The 18428-nt window shown below is 68.4% G+C and carries 16 protein-coding genes; 3 read left to right on the forward strand and 13 right to left on the reverse strand.

Annotation, left to right across the window (positions count from 1 at the left end):
• The coding region (locus D477_RS15190) for an aldehyde dehydrogenase family protein (protein WP_005271243.1) at positions 1–1258 on the forward strand (1258 nt) is incomplete at its 5' end.
• Positions 1259–1354: 96 nt separating this feature from the next.
• Here the strand turns inward: D477_RS15190 and D477_RS15195 are convergent.
• On the reverse strand, positions 1355–2083 hold the full coding sequence (locus D477_RS15195) for a polysaccharide deacetylase family protein (protein WP_005271247.1): 729 nt from the start codon (positions 2081–2083) through the stop codon (positions 1355–1357).
• A gap of 191 nt (positions 2084–2274) precedes the next feature.
• Here D477_RS15195 and D477_RS15200 point away from each other — a divergent pair, with 191 nt between their 5' ends.
• A complete protein-coding gene (locus tag D477_RS15200) occupies positions 2275–3654 on the forward strand; it encodes an FAD-binding oxidoreductase (RefSeq protein WP_005271250.1) in 1380 nt (459 codons plus the stop codon).
• Positions 3655–3755: 101 nt separating this feature from the next.
• Here D477_RS15200 and D477_RS15205 read toward each other — a convergent pair whose 3' ends face one another.
• From D477_RS15205 to D477_RS15225, 5 genes are all read right to left on the reverse strand, one after another.
• Positions 3756–4439 carry a DUF6308 family protein gene (locus D477_RS15205; protein ID WP_005271254.1) on the reverse strand — a complete coding sequence of 228 codons (684 nt, stop codon included), beginning with the start codon at positions 4437–4439 and terminating at the stop codon, positions 3756–3758.
• Between the two features lie 362 nt (positions 4440–4801).
• Positions 4802–6778 carry a fibronectin type III domain-containing protein gene (locus tag D477_RS15210; RefSeq protein ID WP_005271257.1) on the reverse strand — a complete coding sequence of 659 codons (1977 nt, stop codon included), beginning with the start codon at positions 6776–6778 and terminating at the stop codon, positions 4802–4804.
• A gap of 167 nt (positions 6779–6945) precedes the next feature.
• Positions 6946–7398: a signal peptidase I gene (lepB, locus tag D477_RS15215; RefSeq protein WP_005271259.1), complete on the reverse strand. Its 453-nt coding sequence runs from the start codon at positions 7396–7398 to the stop codon at positions 6946–6948.
• A 112-nt stretch (positions 7399–7510) separates the two neighbouring features.
• Entirely contained in the window at positions 7511–9124 is a 1614-nt protein-coding gene (locus tag D477_RS15220; protein ID WP_043847212.1) for a multicopper oxidase family protein, read from the reverse strand.
• A 90-nt stretch (positions 9125–9214) separates the two neighbouring features.
• A complete protein-coding gene (locus D477_RS15225) occupies positions 9215–9760 on the reverse strand; it encodes a hypothetical protein (protein WP_005271277.1) in 546 nt (181 codons plus the stop codon).
• 322 nt (positions 9761–10082) lie between these two features.
• On the opposite strand from D477_RS15225, the gene D477_RS15230 reads away from it, so the two are divergent.
• Positions 10083–11009 (forward strand): AfsR/SARP family transcriptional regulator, encoded by a 927-nt coding sequence (locus D477_RS15230; RefSeq protein WP_005271279.1) that lies wholly within the window; start codon positions 10083–10085, stop codon positions 11007–11009.
• A 33-nt stretch (positions 11010–11042) separates the two neighbouring features.
• Here D477_RS15230 and D477_RS21905 read toward each other — a convergent pair whose 3' ends face one another.
• The 7 genes from D477_RS21905 to D477_RS15260 all read right to left on the reverse strand — a co-directional run.
• Complete coding sequence (locus D477_RS21905; RefSeq protein ID WP_237740802.1) at positions 11043–12659, reverse strand: FG-GAP-like repeat-containing protein; 1617 nt, start codon at positions 12657–12659, stop codon at positions 11043–11045.
• Complete coding sequence (locus D477_RS23365; RefSeq protein ID WP_005271284.1) at positions 12602–13951, reverse strand: S8 family peptidase; 1350 nt, start codon at positions 13949–13951, stop codon at positions 12602–12604. Before D477_RS23365 ends, D477_RS21905 begins: the two co-directional genes overlap by 58 nt.
• Positions 13948–14121, reverse strand: coding sequence for a hypothetical protein (locus D477_RS22770; RefSeq protein WP_190273578.1), 174 nt, complete (start codon positions 14119–14121; stop codon positions 13948–13950). Before D477_RS22770 ends, D477_RS23365 begins: the two co-directional genes overlap by 4 nt.
• Positions 14122–14326: 205 nt before the next feature.
• Positions 14327–15271: a 5'-3' exonuclease gene (locus D477_RS15245; protein ID WP_005271288.1), complete on the reverse strand. Its 945-nt coding sequence runs from the start codon at positions 15269–15271 to the stop codon at positions 14327–14329.
• A gap of 20 nt (positions 15272–15291) precedes the next feature.
• A complete protein-coding gene (locus D477_RS15250; protein ID WP_005271290.1) occupies positions 15292–15558 on the reverse strand; it encodes a DUF6221 family protein in 267 nt (88 codons plus the stop codon).
• Positions 15559–15635: 77 nt separating this feature from the next.
• Positions 15636–16856 carry a serine hydrolase gene (locus tag D477_RS15255; RefSeq protein WP_052510806.1) on the reverse strand — a complete coding sequence of 407 codons (1221 nt, stop codon included), beginning with the start codon at positions 16854–16856 and terminating at the stop codon, positions 15636–15638.
• Positions 16856–18428 (reverse strand): biotin carboxylase (locus D477_RS15260; RefSeq protein WP_005271295.1); only part of this gene is annotated, 1573 nt, incomplete at its 5' end. The genes D477_RS15260 and D477_RS15255, both read right to left, overlap by 1 nt.

The following is an 18428-nucleotide window of genomic DNA, read 5'->3' on the forward strand; positions in this document are numbered from 1 at the left end:
CCAGCCAGCCTGGGGCCGCCTGGGCCATGCCGAGCGCAGCGCCTACCTGAACCGGGCCGCGGATGCGGTGGAAGCCTCGGCCGAAGCGCTCGCGGAGCTGCTCTCGCGCGAGCAGGGCAAGCCGCTGAACGGGCCGAACGCGCGGTTCGAGGTCGGGGCCTGCGCCGCTTGGCTGCGCGCAACGGCGTCGTTTGAGCTGGAGCCGGAGGTGCTGGTCGACGACGAGGGCGGCCGCGCCGAGCTGCATTACCGTCCGCTGGGCGTGGTCGGCGCCATCGGCCCGTGGAACTGGCCGATGATGATCTCGGTCTGGCAGCTGGCCCCGGCCCTGCGCATGGGCAACACCGTGGTCATGAAGCCGTCCGAGTACACGCCGCTGAGCGTGCTGGCGCTGGCGAAGGTGATCAACCAGGTGCTGCCGGCCGATGTGCTGCACGTGGTTTCCGGCGGCCGCGAGGTCGGCGAGGCGCTGGCATCCCACCCGGAGATCGACAAGGTCATGTTCACGGGCTCCACCGCCACGGGCAAGGCGATCATCCGCTCCTCGGCGGACACGGTGAAGCGGCTGACCCTGGAACTGGGCGGCAACGACGCCGGGATCGTGCTGCCCGATGCGGATCCGCAGGCGATCGCCGAGGGCCTGTTCTGGGGCGCGTTCATCAACACCGGCCAGACCTGCGCGGCGCTCAAGCGGCTCTACGTGCACGAGGACATCTACGACCAGGTCTGCGAGGCGCTGGTCGACGTGGCCAAGCAGATGCCGATGGGCGTGGGCCTGGACGAGCAGAACGTGCTGGGCCCGCTGCAGAACAAGGCGCAGTTCGACATCGTCGCCAACCTGGTGCAGGCCGCGAAGGATGCCGGCGCCCGCGTGCTGACCGGCGGGGACCCCGAGGCGGGGCAGCCGGGCTACTTCTACCCGACGACCCTGGTGGCCGACATCGACAACGACAACCCGCTCGTGGCCCAGGAGCAGTTCGGCCCGGCCCTGCCGATCGTCAAGTACTCCAGCCTGGACGAGGTCGTGGAGATGGCCAACGGCCTGGATGTCGGCCTGGGCGCCTCGGTCTGGTCCGCGGATCCGGCCAAGGCCCGCGAGGTGGCCGCCCGGATCGAGGCCGGCACGGTCTGGATCAACAAGCACGGCGCGGTGGACCCGCGGGTTCCGTTCGGCGGGGCCAAGGGCTCCGGCTACGGCCTGGAATTCGGCGCCGAAGGCCTGAAGCACCTGGGCCAGCCGCAGGTCATCAGCTACTGACGCACCCGTTCCGGAAGCGGAACACAAGGGAGGACGACGGCGGAACCCACGTTCCGCCGTCGTCCTCCTCCCATTTGGGCGCCGGACAGTTGCCGGTCAGCAGGGCAGCCGCTGCGGCAGCATCGTGGGGCTGGTCCTGATGCCGCCCGTGGCTCCCCCGTAGGCGCGGCAGAGCCGCAGGCCCCGGTCCTCCAAGCCCTCTTTCATCCGGTCCAGCGCCCGGGGATCGAAGCCCCGCCACTGCATGTGCATCAGCACGGTGGCACCCTTGCGGCTGTTGGCCACCACCGAGTCGACCACCTCGGAGCGGGATTTGCCGGTCCAGTCCCGGGTGCTGAAGTTCCACAGCCACGGGCGCATCTTCACGCGCTCGTAGCCGCAACGGACCGCCTTGTTGATCCCGCCATGCGGCGGCCGGCCGAAGTTCGTCACGACGCCCGGCGCCCGCAGTTCAGCTGCCACCTGCGCGCACGTGAACTGCCTCAGGTCCCGATGGTTGATGCTGTGGTTGATGACGTACTGGCCGTGCTGCCTGGCCAGCCGCACAAGGTCCTCGTCTTCCTCGTCGAGGAACTCGGTGATGCACTTCCCCGTGAGGGCGAGCACCAGGCCGATGTTCTCCTCGTAGGCGTACTCCACCACCGATTCGAAGGAGTCCAACGAGCGCGGGCAGTCATCGAAGGTCAGCACAACGCGTTCGGAGTGGTTCGGCCCCCGCCGTATGTCGTAGGCCGGAGCGGCAGAGGCAGGCGGGGACAGGACGTGCGCGCTGACAACCAGCGCGGCAACGGAGAGAAGTATGGCGATACGACGGCGGCAGCCCATCCTGCACCCGCTTCCGTGAAGGATCATCCGCGTCTTTGCGCCCCCCAAAGACCTTCCGGTGCAAAAAGTATGGGCCTCGCCGCAGCCGGCGTCAACGCGCGGAGCCGTTTATTTTCCTGCCGCTGCCGTAGTCCGTGCGCCGGTCCTGCAGTAGCATCGGCAGCAGTTGCCAGGGGAAACGAAGGAGTTTCATGGGTACTCATGCTGCACCGGAGGTTCTCGGCGCGTCCGCGGCTCTGCTGGGCGCGGTCCGGTCCGCCTCGACCGACCGGGCGGACCGCGCTGCGGTGGCGACCGACCGCTCCGGGTTCGTGCCGGCGTCGCTGCCGGATGGCGTGGTGTTCGCCGAGTCCGTCGACGACGTGGTGCAGGCGGTGAAGCTGGCGGCCGTGCATGGCGTGCCGCTGGTGCCGCGCGGCGCGGGAACCGGGCTGGCGGCGGCGTCCTCGGCCTGTGCGGGCGAGGTGGTGCTGGACCTTTCCCGGATGAACCGCATCCTGGACCTTGACCCCGTGGAGCAGATTGCCGTCGTCGAACCCGGCGTGCTGAACGCCGAACTCAACGCGGCGGCAGGCGCGCACGGGCTGTTCTATGCGCCGGATCCGGCCAGCACCGCGATCTGCTCGATCGGCGGGAACATCGCGACGAACGCCGGCGGGATGCGGTGCGCGAAGTACGGCGTGACGCGCGAATCGGTGCTCGGGCTGCGGGTGGTGCTGGCGGACGGGCGCGAGCTGCGGACCGGGCGCGGCACCATCAAGGGCGTCACCGGGTACGACCTGAACGCGCTGATGATCGGCTCCGAAGGCACTTTGGGCATAGTCGTGGAGGCAACGCTGCGGTTGCGTCCGGCCCCAATAACGACGGCGACGGCCGCTGCGTTCTTCCCGGACGTGGCGGCTGCCGCCGCGGCAGCGTCGGCCGTGATTGCCGCGCGGATCCAGCCGTCCCTGCTGGAACTGGTGGACGGGCCGACGCTGGAGGCGATCGACCTGGCCCTGGGCACGGACTTCCGGCGGCGTGGCGGGGCGTTCCTGCTCGCGCAAACCGACGGGTTCGGGGCGCACCTGGAAATGGACGTGCTGGCCAACGCCGTCGAACCCTTTGCCTCCGAGGTGCTGCGCCCGGACGATGAGGCCGAGACCGAGGCCCTGCTGGCGGCGCGGCGCGCGGCGATTCCCTCGCTGGAGCAGCTGGGACGGGTGTCGATCGGCGACATCGGGGTGCCGCGCGGGCGGCTCGCCGAGGCAGTGACCGGGCTGCACGAAATCTCGGAGCGCACCGGCGTGCGGATCTACACGATCGCCCACGCCGCGGACGGGAACCTGCACCCGATGCTCGTGGTCAAGCCGGAGGAATCGGTGACCGAAGGCCCCGCGAAGGCGGCCCTCGGCGAGATGTTCCACTTGGCGCAGCGCCTGGGCGGAACGCTGACCGGCGAGCACGGCGTCGGCCTGCTCAAGCGCGACTGGCTGCGCGAGGAACTCGGCGACGTCTCGCTCGAGGTCCAGCATGCCATTCGCCGCGCGCTGGATCCGCAGGGGATCCTCAACCCCGGCAAAGCGATCTAGGGTCAGTCGCTGCGCTTTCCGTCGTCTGGTTCGAAGAGGCCGGTTCCGTGCCGGACCCCGGCCTCTTCGCGCCACTCACGTTGGGTCACTGGCCTGAGCCGTTAGTCGACCGATTCGCTGGGGGCGGACTTGCCTTCGTGGGTGCCGTCCATCCAGAGCACGATGTCCAGGACGCGCAGCAGGGACAAATCCGGCTGGCCGGCCTTGGTCCGCACGTCCTCCAGCCAGCTGGTCAGCGGTGAGGCTTCGCCGTTGTTGCTGTGCAGCTCCTGGTACCAGGTGCGCCAGAAATCCCGCTTGACGCCGGTCCGGCTGCGGACGACGTGGTCGACGATCGGAAAGAGATGCGGACGCTTGCGGGCGAGGATTTTGGTGGCGGTGGTTTCCCCGATGTGCCAGCGGATGCCGCCCTTCTGGCGGAGCAAGTCCCACAGCTCCTGGGCGGGACCGGTCCTGCCGAGCAGTTTCTCGAACTCGCTTTCGGACAGATCGCCCAAAGCCACGTCGCTTGGGAGGTCTGCAAGGTACTGGCTCACGGTGTCCGCCAGCGGGCCGAGCAGCGCGATGGAAGCCTGGGCACGGACGTGGACGGCTAGGCAGGAGACCGCCAGCAGGTCCTCGGCAGTAATGATGTTCTCACGGCCGTGGGCATCGCCGCCGCCAGCGAACGTCTCAAACTGGGAACCGGTGTACCGCGGCCTCCCGGTCCCCGTGGTCTCGAAGTATTTCCGGACATAGCCGATGGCCTTCCTGCGGCCAATGTCCTGAACAATTTCCAGCAGCATTCTTCCCCCTGAGGTACACCGCACAACGTTGTGCTTGGTCAAAACCCTAACGTGCGCGGCAGACAAAGAGGGTGCGCCGATGTAACCCGCGCGCCGCCGTCGTAATCTTGGCTCCGCTGTGCTGGCTCAGGCGGCCGTCCTCATCGATTGGCCTTTAATGGCTGGATTCAGCGTCGAAACCGGGCTGAATCCAGCCACTAAAGGCCAACCGTTTCGGGAGGCGCGGGGTTGAGCGGCGGAAATGCGTCGGGAGGCTGCGCACTCCCGACCCGAGTCGAAGGGCCGGCGCGGCAGCGGACCGCCCGCCCATCTGGATGACGGGCGGGCAGTCCTGGGATGCCGCTTGGTTGGCTACGCCTGCATCAACGGCGGCGGGTGACGTTAATCGTGGCTTCGCCTCCGGCTGAGGAAGTGGCCGTGACGGTTGCCGTGTAGGGAGCGCCCGAGTTGCGGCCCCGGTAGGTCCAGGTTCCATCAGCGGCTACAGTGACCGGCTGGCCGATCTGGATGCCGTCGGCGTTCCTGAGCGTGATGCTATTGCCAGTGGTGATGCTCGCGCTGCCGCTGACCCGCCATTCACTGTCATCGGTGCGATACTGCGCGGTGCCGGTGATCTGGTCGTTCGGCGTCAGCGTGACGGAGGCATTGGAACCGAAGGATGCCGGGGCACTGTCGCCTGCGGCGCTGGTCGCGACGAGGCCCAGGGTGTACGTGGTGCCGTTGGTCAGTCCGCTGAGGGTGGCGCTGGTGGCGTCGGCTGCTGCGTCGACCTTGACGGCTTCGCCGGTCCCCGGAGTTGCCGTGAGGCGGTAGCCGGTGATCGGGGTGTTGCCGGCAGTGGAGGACTGCCATTCGACGTTGGCCGTGCCGTTGCCGGGAACGACGCGGACGACGTTCGGCGCGGTCGGTGCGGTCAGTGCCGGAGAGCCGAGGGTGTACTGGACAGCGGGTGCCGCGGTTTCGCCCGCGCCGCTGATGGCGGTGACGACGAAGCCGTACTCGGTGCCCCCGGTCAGGCCCGCGAGTGTGGCGGAAGTGTCCCCGGCTGCGGCGTCAGCTTTAGCCGCGACAGTGCCATCGGCGGCCATGGCGTCGACCCGGTAGCCGGTGACGGCTGAACCGTTTGCAGCCGCGGCGGTCCACGTGACCTCCGCCGTGCCGGCCATTGCGCCGTCCTTGACACTTACGCCGCCGGCTTCAGCCGGTGCAGCCGGTGCGCTCGGAGCGGCGTCGCTGACCATCACCGTCCCGGCAGATGCCGGAGTGCTGGCTTGGCCGTTCAGGGCGACGACCTCAACCGGGTACTCCTGGCCGTTCACCAGTCCCCGCAGGGTAGCGGTGGTGGCGTCCGCGCCGACAGTGGCGCTGATCTCTTGGTTGAGCACGGTGTCCTTGGCGATGAGCTTGTAGCCGGTCATGGCCGGGGCATCCGCAGGGACAGTCCCGTAATCCCAGGTGGCGGTGATGTTGCCGCTGCCGTCCGCCTTGGCAAAGACGTTGGTGGGCGGGTTTGCGGCCTGGCCAGTGGGTCCGGCGGGGCAGCCGCCGAAGCCGGGTCCATCGATTTCCTTGAACTCGGAAATGGTCAGGCCCAGCTGCATCTCGACACCGACGGCATCGGCCTGCCAGCTGGCGACCGCCGGATCGCCGGCGAAGGCAGCATCCCGCTCGGCCGCGGAGAAGAAGCCATAGGTGACGGAGAACTTGCCGTCGGCCGCGGTGCCGTCGATCGCATAGGTGGTCGGAGCGTCGTCCGAGGGCCAGCCGATGGCGCGCTCGCCGATCCCCATATCCCGCATATCGGGGTTGACGATCTCGACTTCCATCCGGGCCGGATCGACATCCGCGCCGTAGGTGCCCTCGATAACGACTTGACCCTCGACATCGCCCGCGGCCTCGGTAGCGGGCATGTCCACCTTCTCGACGGAAGTGATCACGGCACTGCCGGCGATGGCGCCGTCGCTGCTGCCGTCGGTGAACTGGACGTTGACTTCGTCGCCGCCCTGGATATTCGGCGTCACCAGATCCCAGCAAACGCCGCCGGGGTGGTTGACCTCGAGGAAGCCGGTGGAGTCGACGGTGCCGCTGGCCATGCCGATGACGCTGCCGCCGCGTTTGACCGTAATGTCGGCGGTCTGTCCGGCCTGCGCCGTATAGCCTTCGATGGCCACCATGTCGCGCTTGGTGAAAATTTCGATGTTGCCCGGACCTGTGGGCGGATTGGCGGCCACCACGGCCGACGTTCCGCCGGCAACCAGGCCTGCGGCCGTCAGGGCGACGAGGGCGCCGCGCGACCTCCGCTGCCTGCGCGGCTGCTGTTGTGCTGATTGGGTTTGCATGGTTCTGTCCTTCGAGACGGAAGGCGGATCCTGAGTCTCCGCCTGGTGGATGCCCCGGCCGGCAGTGCCGAACCTGAACTGCTGACTTTCCCCCCATTGCCGGCTCCGATGGATGGCGGTGCCGGCCTGCCAAGAGACTTGCCTGTGCTTCTTGAAAAATTCTTTATTCACGGCCGGATCACGATGCCGCGGATGTCCTCCAGCGGCACGGAACCGAAATCCCGCGAATCGATGGAGCGCTCGCGGTTGTCACCCATGACGAAGACCTCGCCGGGCGGGACCTTGGTCGGGATGAAATGCGTGCCGTCGATGGTGCTGTGGTCCACGTACGGCTCCGGCGGGGCGATGCCGTCGACGAGCAGGATGGCGTCGTCCACCGCCACGGTCTGTCCGCCGAGGGCCACCACGCGCTTGATGATGGTCGAGCCGTCGAGCGGCGACTCGAGCACCACCAGGTCCCCGCGGTGCACGCCGAACCAGGCCGGCGCGGGCTTGAGCACGAAGGCCACGCTGCCCGGCGGCAGGGTCGGGGCCATGCTGTCGGAGTCCACCGCGACCGGCTCCGCCACCCAGGCGCGCAGGCCCAGCAGCAGGGCAAGTACGACGGCGGCGCCCGCCACCGCGGGCACCTTCCGTTTCCGGGGAGGACCGGAAACGCCTTGCGGCATGGCATCGGTCCGGTGGGCCGGACTGCGGCGCGCTCGCCGCAGTCCGGGGCCGGCTTTCACTGCCTCAGTCCGGTTCGATGTCGAACACGGCCGGGGCGGCGTTGATCGGATCGCAGGGATCCGGGTCGTTTTCGCCCAAACCCACCCGGAACTGGAACATCATCGAGTGGTCCTCGTGCGGCAGGTTGTGGCAGTGCACCATGTAGCGGCCCTCGTGCGGACCGAAGCGCATGACGAGTTCCACCTTCTCGTTCTCGCCGACATAGACCACGTCCTTGGGCCCGCGCTCCCAGGCGTACGGGGCCTTGCCGTTGCGGCTGAGCACCCGGAAGTCGACCAGGTGGATGTGGATGGGGTGGAACCAGCCGCCGGACTTGTTCTCGAACTCCCAGACCTCCACGGCGTCCTTCTTGGGGTCAGCGTGCGCCAGCTTGAAATTGCTGGCAATCACGTCTTCCCAGATCACGCCATTGATGGTCCACGGCTCCACCAGGCCGTCCTTCTCGACCCGGAAGTAGCGTTTGTCCTCCCGGTCGTCCCGGGTCAAGTGCATGACCTCGGAGTCCACCAGCGTGGTCGGGATGTGGTTCCACTTCGGATCGTCCTTCATGCCGGCAGGGGCGGCCACGACATCGAACGCCATCACCTTTCCGGTGAAGTCGTAGTCGCGGTTGTTGCCGTTGGAGAGGTTGCGCAGCTCCACCCGCGTGCCGGGCTTGTACTTGCTGAAGTCGATCAGCACCTCATACCGCTCGGCCATCCCGTGGCGGTAGTTGGGCACCGGCTGGGTGGCCGGCATCAGGCCGCCGTCGGTCCCGACCACGTGCAGGGGCTGGCCCGAGCTGAGCGAGAACCGGTAGGACCGGGAGATGGAGGCATTGAGGATCCGGAAGCGGTAGACCCGCGGCTGGACCTTCATCACCGGCCACGGCACTCCGTTGACCAGGATGACGTCGCCCCACAGCCCGGAGTGCTCCCGGTCGTCATAGGCGAGCGAGCCGTCCGCGGCGAACATTGCGTCGCTGACCACCAGCGGCACGTCGAACTCGCCCTGCGGCAGCAGTTCCTTCTCCACCGGGTCATGGATGATGTACATCCCGGCGAGCCCGGAGTAGACGTTCTGTGCCGTGAAGTGCACCCCGTGGTCGTGGTACCAGATGGTCCTGGCCGGCTGGAAGTTCGGATAGTGGTAGTCCTTGTAGAAGCCGGGCAGCGTTACGTCGTTGGCGTAGCCGTCGTACTGCGGCAGGGTGGCCGAGCCGTGCAGGTGCGTGGAGGTGGCCAGCAGATGCTTGTTCCACTGCGGGTGGTTCTTCGGCAGCCGGTTGCGCATGTGCACCACCGCCTTCGTGCCCTGGTCCAGTTCGATGGTCGGGCCGGGAAACGTGCCGTCGTAGCCGAGGATGCTGGTCTTCTTGGTCGGCAGGATCTGCGCCGAGGCCTGCCGCATGGCTACGGTGTAGTGGTTGACGGTGGAACCATCGGAATCCTGGCTCACCGAGTCCGGCTTGAGCCGGGGCGGGCGTTTGAACGCCGCCCTGAACGGCCGCGGCATATCGCGCGAACTGAGCTGGCTGGCCGATTTGGCCGACACGGTGGAAATAGGAACGGTCACCAGCCCCGCCCCGACTACTCCCAGGCCTCCCCACTGCAGGAGCCGGCGTCGTGAAACTGACATGTCGAGTCACCTCCCAATGATGACTTTGTTGCTGACCGACGGCACGGAGGCACCCCAACGTTGCTCCCGCCGTCGTTGTTTTCCGGATTGCTACCCGGAATGGTGCTCGGTGCCCAGCGAAAGCCGGCTGCCGGAGGAGTCCTCCAGGACCAAGGCGACAGCCTTGTCCGGAAGCTCGAACACCATGGTGGTATTGACGGTTTCCCCCTGGTCCAACGTCATGGATGAGGACGAGGTCCAGAGCGGATGGGGCTTCCCCGAGCCCAGGCCGTCAATGAAGAAGCCGGCAGGATCCAGGGGCAGGCCGGCCTCGTCCAAGGCCGTGAACTGCACCTGGATGCGCACACGGTGCGCACCCTCCTGCGGCTCCCCAGCGAGCGCAGCCACCTCAGACGGCGGCTGCCACCCATCAATTTCGAGCGGAACCAGGCCGGTGATGCTGGCCGAACCACCCGGTACGTCAACGGAGGCGCCCATCGGAGCGCTGGGCTTCACCTCCGCCGTGAGGAACAGGTAGCCGAACGCGATTCCGAGCAGGCACACCAGGCCCAGCGGAATGGCGATGGGACGGCGCCTCCGGGAAGCACGCGCGGGCGCCGGAGCGGATTCCCCATGTTCAAGCTGTAGTGCTGACATGTCGCCAATGCTCACCCGGGCACTTGAAAAAAACTTTGGAAAACACACGTGTGGGTCCCGGCGGTTGGGGGGAGCGCCGGGACCCGTGTGGACCTTTGCGGTCTGGGAGATACTTTCGCCCAAGCGCCTTGGAAAAAGTTTGTGCAGGTCAGAACCGGTTTGGGGGAGGGCGGACCCCCCGGAATTGAGGGTGCTGGGTCCGCCCCAGAGTGGGCTGGCGGGGAACCCTGACCGGCCCGATTATTAATCCACCGGCGGCAGTTGACGCCGCCGGGCCACGTTGGGGGTAGGGGCGATTATGAAAACAGAATCCAGTCCGGCTGTGTCCATTTCCATCCGTCTCATCGGCAGCCTGCGCGTAGAGCGGACCGGCGAAACGATGACCGCGGCGACCCTTGGCAGCCCGAAGGCCCGCCAGGTCCTGGAGATCCTGGCCCTGCAGCCGGGCATAGCCGTCTCCCGCGACCGGATGATCGAGCTGCTCTGGGGCGGGCATCCGCCGGCCACCGCGCGGGCCACCCTGGAAAGCTACGTCAGCGTCATCCGCAAGCACATCCAGCCGGGCCAGGCCAAGACCGGGCCGCTGCGCACCGAAAACGGCTGCTACTTCCTCGACCCGCGGCTGGTCCACGTGGACCTGGACCGGTTCGAGCGGCTGGCCGGAAAGGTGGATGGAGCCAAGCCGGCCGAGGCCTACGCCCAGCTGCTCAAGCTCCTGGACATGGCAACGGCCCCGCTGCTCAGCGACGAGCTCACCGTGGAGTGGGCCGAGGAAGCCCGGCACCGGCATGAGGCCCTGGTGGTGGACTGCCGGATCCGGGCCGCCGAAGCCGCCGCGGCCTTGGGCAAGCACGACGACGCCGTGCACTGGGCCCAGCGCGCCGTCGCCTCGGAGCCCTTGAACGAGCGCGCCTGGACGGTTCTGGTTGGCAGCCTTGAGCAGAGCGGACGCTACACCGAAGCGCTGCAGGCCTACGACCGCTACCGCATCAGCCTCCGGCGCGACCTTGGCTGCAATCCGGGCGAGGCGCTGCAGGCCGCCTACTCCAGGCTGCTGCGCCAGACCTCCTCGGACGAAGCCGACCTGGCCGAGCTCCTGTCGGCCCTGCTTTGCCTGAACGAGCACGTCAAGAGCCGGTCCCTCGGCCACCGCCCGGCCGCCCGGATTCCCGGCGTGGACTCGGTCGACTACGTCAGCGCCGGCAACCTGATCGGCAGCTTCCTGGACAAGGCGCTGGCCGTCGTCTGACGCGCCGGAGCCCTGGGCGCTGCCGGGCGCCTCTTACAGGTTCCCGGCGGGCACTCCCGGTTCCACGGCCTCAGGCCTGCTGAACCGGGTGCCGGCGTAGAAGAAGGCGGTGCCGTCCGGCCGGGTCGCGAACATGTCCACCTTGGCATCGGAGTTGAAGTCGCCCGGGCCGAGGATCCGGTTGAAGCCGTTCCAGCCGCCGGACCCGATCCTGCGTTCCTGCGAGAACCAGCCGTCCGAGAACGATGCCAGGCCGGTGCGCAGCCACAGCGAGCCATCCGGCTTGCGCAGCACAATGTCCCCGGTGCCGCCACCGTCGTAGTCACCCACGGGAACGACGGCGGTGTAAGCGTTCCAGCCGGAACCCGCCACAGCGCGGGGGCCGTGGGAGGTGCCGGTGCCCGGGCCGGCATAGAGATAGACGGTGCCGTCCCGGGCGACCGCGAGCAGGTCGTTGTTGCCGTCCCGGTTGACGTCTCCGGGAGCTTCGAGGTGGAGGAATTGTCCCCAGCCGGAGTTCCCGATCTTGACGCGGCGCTCGTAGCCTTCATCGCCGCCGCCGATCCGGCCGGTGCCGGCGTAGAACCAGAGTGATCCGTCCCTTTGGCGCGCAATCAGATCATTGGACCCGTCGCCGTCGTAATCTCCTGCGCCCAGGAGCTTGTCGTAGATCTGCCAGCCGGTGCCGATGGAGATGCGGCTGCCGTAGCTGCCCTCGCCGTCACCGGCAGCGAAGCCCAAGGTGCCGTCCGGCCTGGTCGCCAGCAGGTCCGCCTTGCCGTCGCCGTTGAAGTCGCCGGGCGCGGCCATCAGCGTGTAGGCATCCCAGACCGGATCGCCGGTCCGCGTGCCCCGGAGGTAGCCTTCGGACTCGCTGAAGGCCGTGCCGGCATAGAAGCGGAGGCTCCTGTCGGGATAGACCGCGACCAGGTCGTTCTTGCCGTCCCCGTTGTTGTCGCCGGCGGCGAGGACGCTGCTGAAGGCCTGCCAGCCGCCGGTTCCGATCATTTCGGCCTCGGCGAAGAGGCCGCCGCCGTCCGCTTCCGAGCCGGTGCTGCGCAGCAGCCAGAGCGTGCCGTCCGGCTTCCGGCCGACGACGTCCGCCTTGCCGTCGCCGCTGAAGTCGCCGGCCGACGTGAGGTGGTCGAACTCCTGCCAGCCCGTGGCAACCAGGACGCGCGGGGCCAGGTTGCCGGTGCCGTCGCCGGGGTAGAGGTAGACGCTGCCGTCGGGCTGCCGGGCGAGAAGGTCATGGGCGCCGTCACCGTCGAGGTCGCCGGGCCCGAGAATGGTGTCGAAGCTGTCCCAACCGCTGTCGGCCAGCTGGACGGCAGGGGCGTAGGCGGCACCCTCGGCACCCGGATAGAGCCAGAGTGATCCGTCGGTGCGCCGTGCCAGCAGGTCCGGGTAGCCGTCGCCGTCGAAAGTGCCGGCACCGGCCAGCTGGTCGAAGATGTCCCAGCCGGAGCCGATCTGCGTGGCCGCGGCGTAGCCTCCGGCACCGTTGCCGGAGTGGAACCAGAGGGTGCCGTCACTGCGCCGGGAGAGCAGGTCGGCGTGCGAATCCAGGTCCAGGTCCTGCGCCGCGGCGGTCAGGAAGGAGTTGTCCGGCTCAGGGGCGGGCGTGGGCGTCGGGCTCGGTTCGGGAATCGGGGTCGGCGTCGGGGCGGGGGTAGGCGCGGTCCCGGGAGCACGGCCGCCACTGCCGCTGCGGCATCGACGAGGCCGGCGCCGCAGCCTTCCGTGCACGTGCCGGGCAGCGGCCGCGCGGAATTCTTCAGCTGCTCCTCGACCTGCTGCGGGGTGAGCTGCTCATTGGTGGACAGCATCAGTGCCGCGAGGCCCGCTACGTGCGGCGCCGCCATGGATGTGCCCACCGAGTAGGCATACGTCTCCTGGTCCGGCACCGTGCTTCCGGTGTTGTACGTCGAGGCGATGCCGCCGCTGACTTCGATCTCCATGGAGCCGCCCGGCGCCGTCACATCCACGGCACTGCCGTAATTGGAATACGGGGCCCGGTTGCCCTGCCGGTCGCTGGCCGCCACGGTGATGACGTTCTGGCAGTTGGCCGGGCTGCTGTTGCCTGCCGACTGGTTCTCATTGCCGGCCGCCACGACCATGGCCGCGCCGCGGCCCACGCCGTCGTTGATGGCCCGTTGCATGGTCGTGGAACAGTAGCCCGGACCGCCCACGCTGAGGTTGACCACGTCCGCGGGATTGCTGTTGGCCGGCAGGCCCGGCACGGCTCCGCCGGTGGCCCATGTGATGCCGTCGGAGATGTCCGACATGTAGCCACCGCATGCCCCGAGCGCGCGGATGGGGAGGATCTTGGCGCCGGGGGCCACGCCGGTGACGCCCTGGCCGTTGTTGCCGACCGCCGCCACCGTGCCGGCGACGTGCGTGCCGTGCCAGGAAGAGAGCGCGGACGCCGTCGTGAAGCCGCATTCGGCGTCGTCGTACCAGTCGCCCTCATCCTGCGGGTTCGGATCCCGGCCGTTCCCGTCGCGGGCCCGGGCCGGGTCCGACATCATGTCGTACCCGGGCAGCACGTTCGGCATCAGGTCGGTGTGCTGCGTGATGCCGGTATCGACCACTGCCACGATCGCCCCGCCGCCCGTGCTGGAGTCCCACGCGGCCGGGACGCGGATGCCGGCCCGCTCCTCGTGCAGGTCCCATTGCAGCTCGTAGAACGTGTCGTTGGACGTGGCCAGCGGCCGCATGAGGACATCCGGCTCCGCGTACTCGACTGCCCGCTGCGACTGCAGCCCGCGGACCAGTTCCTGGCTCTCGGCGGCGCTGAGTTCCTCGTCCGTTGCGAGCACCCGGGCGCCGCCAGCGGTGGTCCGCACCTCCTTCACGGACACGCCGAGCTCCTTGGCGGCCTGCCCGTACGCCTTGGCCCGGCCGCCGCTTTTGATCTGCGCCGTGTCGCGGAATTTCACGACGAACCGGTCGTGGCCCCGTTCCTGCCTGCGGGAGCGGGCGTGCCGCGGTTGTTCGCCGGGCCCGGCGGATCCTCCTGGGCAGCGGCAGGCGCGGCCAGCAGGGAACCTAGTACGACGGCGATGCCAAGGGTTGCGGTGGAAATCCTGCGTAGCGGGCGGGACGGCATGGTGATCCTCCAAGTCGGCACGGTACGGCCCGGCGGGGAAGCCCGGTGATGGCTTGGCCGGGAACGGTCCGGACGCCGTCAGTGTAGGACCGGGAGCATGCCGGCTGAAAGGTATAACCCGAATTCAGCATTGCAATTGGAGCAGGACGCGGCGAATGCGGCCCGGCACCCTTGACTTGTGGCGGAAGCGTCGTAGCGCAGGCGCTCAGGAACCTGCGGCCTGCGGATCGTTGCCGAGCGCCTTGAGCACCCGCTGCACCGACCCGCCCAGGTTGTGCTCGGTCTTCAGGCCGTCCATGCGGCTGAGCCGTCCGGCGTCGAGCGGACGAAGGCTTGCGTCGAAGCCGCCGAAGCTGAGGTCGCGGACCACATTGACGACCCGCGGAGCCGCAGCGAGGTAGTCCGCCGCAGCGGAAATCTTCGCCCGCATGGGAGCTCCCATCGCCGTCGTATGATCCCCGGCTGCAGCAATAATCCCGTCGAGGTCGACGAATTCCTGCAGGAGCTTGGCTGCCGTCTTCTCGCCGATCCCGGAGACGCCGGGCAGTCCGTCGGAGGCGTCGCCGCGCAGCACGGCGTAGTCGGCGTACTGCACCGGCAGCACGCCGTACTTGCCGACGACGGTCGCATCGGTCACCGTCTCCAGCTTGCTCATGCCGCGTGCGGTGTAGATGACCCGCACGTTGCGGGAATCATCAACGAGCTGGAACAGGTCGCGGTCCCCGGTGACGACGTCGACCGGGAGGTCAGCCTGCGCCGCGAGGCTGCCGATGACGTCGTCGGCCTCGTGCTCCGGCGCGCCGACCACCGCGATCCCGAGCACGTCCAGGACCTCGCGGATCAGCGGCAGCTGGGCGACCAGGCCGGGCGGGGTCTCCTCCACATCGATACCGCCCGGGACGGCCTCCGCCACCCGGTGGGCCTTGTAGCTCGGGAGCAGATCGACCCGCCAGCCGGGGCGCCAGTCGTCGTCCCAGCACGCCACGAGCTGGGTGGGCTGGAAGTCGGTGACGAGGCGGGCAATGATGTCGAGGAGGCCGCGGACGGCGTTCACCGGAGTGCCGTCGGGCGCCTTCAGGGAGTCCGGCACGCCGTGGAAGGCACGGAAATACAGCGACGCAGTGTCGAGGAGCATCAGGCGATCGGTCACGTAGGTGATCTTCTCACGCGCTAGGGACGGCCGGCCGGACGCCAGCGCTCGCGGTACGCCGGGTGTCCGACGTACGGCAGCGCCATGATCTGCAGCAGCGCGAGGACCTCGGAGTCCCCGTTGCCCCGGCGCCCCAGCCACTGGACGCGGCTGATCAGGCGGCGCTTGGCCTCGCACTCGGCGAGCGCGCGGTCCAGCACGGGCACCGATGCGGCCTGGCCCCAGGAGCGGACGTTGGCTTCGTCTTCGGCGATCCGGGCGAGCAGGAACTCGACGATCTCCTCCACCCTTCCACCGTACGCCCGCGAGCTGAACGCCGCCGGGGAGCACCGCCGTCGTACTTCCCCTCAGCGGGCGGGAGGGTTCAGGCGAGGGACGCGGCGATGGCGTCGAAGGCCTGCACGGTGGAGAAGATCTTGTGCGCGTCCTGCGGGTAGGGCCAGCTGGAGAGTTTGGCCGCAACGATGCCGGCGGGCCGGTTGATGTAGATCATCTGGCCGTGGATGCCGAGGCAGAGGACGACGTCGTTTCCCGGGTACGGGAACCAGAACTGGTTGCGGTACATGCCGCCGGGCATCCGGTTGTCGTCCGGGCTGGCGGCGAACGCCTCGCGGGAGTCGGGGCCGCCGGCCAGGGTGTCGTGGATCCACGCGGCCGGGACCACCTGTTCGCCGGTAAGGCTGGCTCCGTCGCGCAGGATGAGCGAGCCGAAGCGGACCATGTCCCGCAGCGTGGCGTTGATCCCGCCGTCGAACATGCCGGTGCCCACGGAGTCGACGCCGATGGTGGCATCTGCGTGTGCGCCGAGTTTGCTCCAGAGCAACTCCGACATCAGCTCGGGCATAGTGCTGGCTCCGGCTGCCTCGCAGACCCAGCCGAGCACATCCGTCTCGCAGGAACGGTACTCGAACGCGCCGCCGTGCGCGGACTTGCGTTCCAGGGTGAGCAGGAAGTCGTACATCGTGCGCGGCAGGTCCGGCCGGGACCGCGGAGCCCAGCCGATCGCCTGTTCCAGCAGCCGTACTTCCGCGTTGGGATCAAGGTAGTTCTCGGAGAAGGCAATGCCCGAGCGCATGTCCAGCAGGTGCCGCACCGTGGCGCCGGCATAGCCGGACCGGGCGAGCGCGGGGACGTACGCGGTGACCGGCGCTTCGACATCGAGGCTGCCCGCATGGCTGAGCGCCCCGGCCACCATCGCCACCAGCGACTTGCTGACGGACATGAGCAGGTGCGGGGTCTCCGCAGTCATCCCGGCGAAATACTCCTCCGCGAGGACTTCGCCGTTCCGGGTGACGATCCAGCCGTCCGTGTCCGTGCCGTCGATGACCTGGCCGACCGTCCGCGGGCCGCCGAGCGCCGGCAGTGCAACCGTCAGGTCGCGGACCGCGGCGCCGGCCGGCGGCAGTTCCGCCACCGGGCCGGTGCCGCGTGAGATGCGGGCCGTCGGCAGGAACTCGGCGAAGTGCTGGAAGGTCCAGCGGAGGTGCGGCGAAGTCTGCCAGTTCTGCAGGTCCACGCCGCCGGGGAATCCATCCGCGGGGGCCGCCGCTGCTTCATGTGCACCTGTCTGTGCGCTCAAGTCCATTATTGAATTTTTGCCTCTTGGGGCGGATTTGGGTAATCGGCCGGCCGCAGCGGGATGCCGGCATACTGCGCACGCAGCGAGTCGATCAAGTGCTTGGCGCGGATGCTCAGCACGGTGCTGCCGTTGGCCGCGTCCACCTGAAGCCGGCCCTTGGTCACCAGCACGCCCAGATCCGCGCCCTTCCAGCGGTAGTCGCCCGGGCCGTAGATCCGCAGGAAGAACGCCTCGGTTTCGTCCTGCAGCTGGTGCCAGTCCAGCGCAGCGCGCCTGAAGACCAGGTCGCCGTTGTCACCGAGGGCGTACTGCCCGGTCGCGGGTGAAGCGACGATATGTTCGACGGCGGGATTCGTCTCTTTGATGATCATCTGGCTCCAGACATCCGCCGTGCACAGCTCTTCCCAGCGCTGGTTGATCTCGTCCACGTCCAGCTCGAACTCCACATCCATGAACTCGAGCAGGTGGAACAGGAACAGCGGCACGTCCGCGTAGGCGCCGGCCGTGACGTTGGTGATGGCCGAAGCGCCGCTGATGCGCGGGTTCAGCTCGCCGAGGTAGACCTCGTCGGTGTCGAGGTCGATCAGCAGGTCGACCTCGAAGAAGCCGCGGTAGCCCTCCTGGCCGAGCCGGTCGCCCAACCGCCGCACCAGATCCTGGGCGCGCTCGCGCTGCTCGCCGGCCAGTACCGTGGAGTGCATCTCGTTGCCGCACCAGCCCCCGCGGTACGGCGTCAGTTCGGCGTAGCCGGTCAGCTCAGTCATAAAGGGCCCGACGACGGTGCCACAGCGGGTGAGCACGGCTTCCACCGCCACGGGGCGGTTGTTGATCCGCCGCATCACCTTGGCATCCTGTCCGATGATCTGGTCCTTGTGCTCTTCCCAGTCCGACTCCGACGAGATGAAGAACGTGGTCTTGCCCGAATCACCGTAGGGAGTCTGCACCACCAGCTCATTGCCCAGCCCGGCCTGGTCCGCGGCGGCGCGCAAGCCGTCCCAGTCCTCCACTGCCGTCAGCACGTTCGGCACGCTCGGCGCGCCGGCTTCATTGCCGAGCTTGGTGGTCACGATCTTCGAATCCAGATGCTCCCGCAGAGCTGCCGGCGGCAGGATGAGGTCGTACCCGAGTTCGGCGCAGATGCTCTCGGTTTCCTCGTCGAAGAAGACCATGGCCACCTTGGGCCTGACGCCCTTGGGCGTGCGCCGGCGCATAAAGGCCCGGACCTCGGGATTGGTCAGCAGCCAGTTGTTGATCGCCTCGCCACTCTCGAACTCCCCGGCGGCCTTGCGCGTCGGCGAGAACATCCGCGGGTGCGCGCCGTCCCAGCTGTCGTAGTAGGAAATGTAGGAGAAGTTCCGGACCCACCGGTCCAGGCCGAGCAGGTTGAACGAAGTGGCCCCGACGAAGAAGATCGGCACATCGTTCGTGCGGAAGAAATGCCGTACCTCGGAAATATTGCGCAGCGGATGCCTCGTCGGGTAGGCAGCCGCCGGGGCAAAAGCCGCATCTGTGCCCACGCTGATGTCCCGGACCTTGGCCGCCGGAGCAGCGCCCGCCGGACCCGCCGGAGCAGCGCCC

It is taken from the genome of Arthrobacter crystallopoietes BAB-32 (assembly GCF_000328305.2).
Lineage (GTDB): Bacteria > Actinomycetota > Actinomycetes > Actinomycetales > Micrococcaceae > Crystallibacter > Crystallibacter crystallopoietes_A.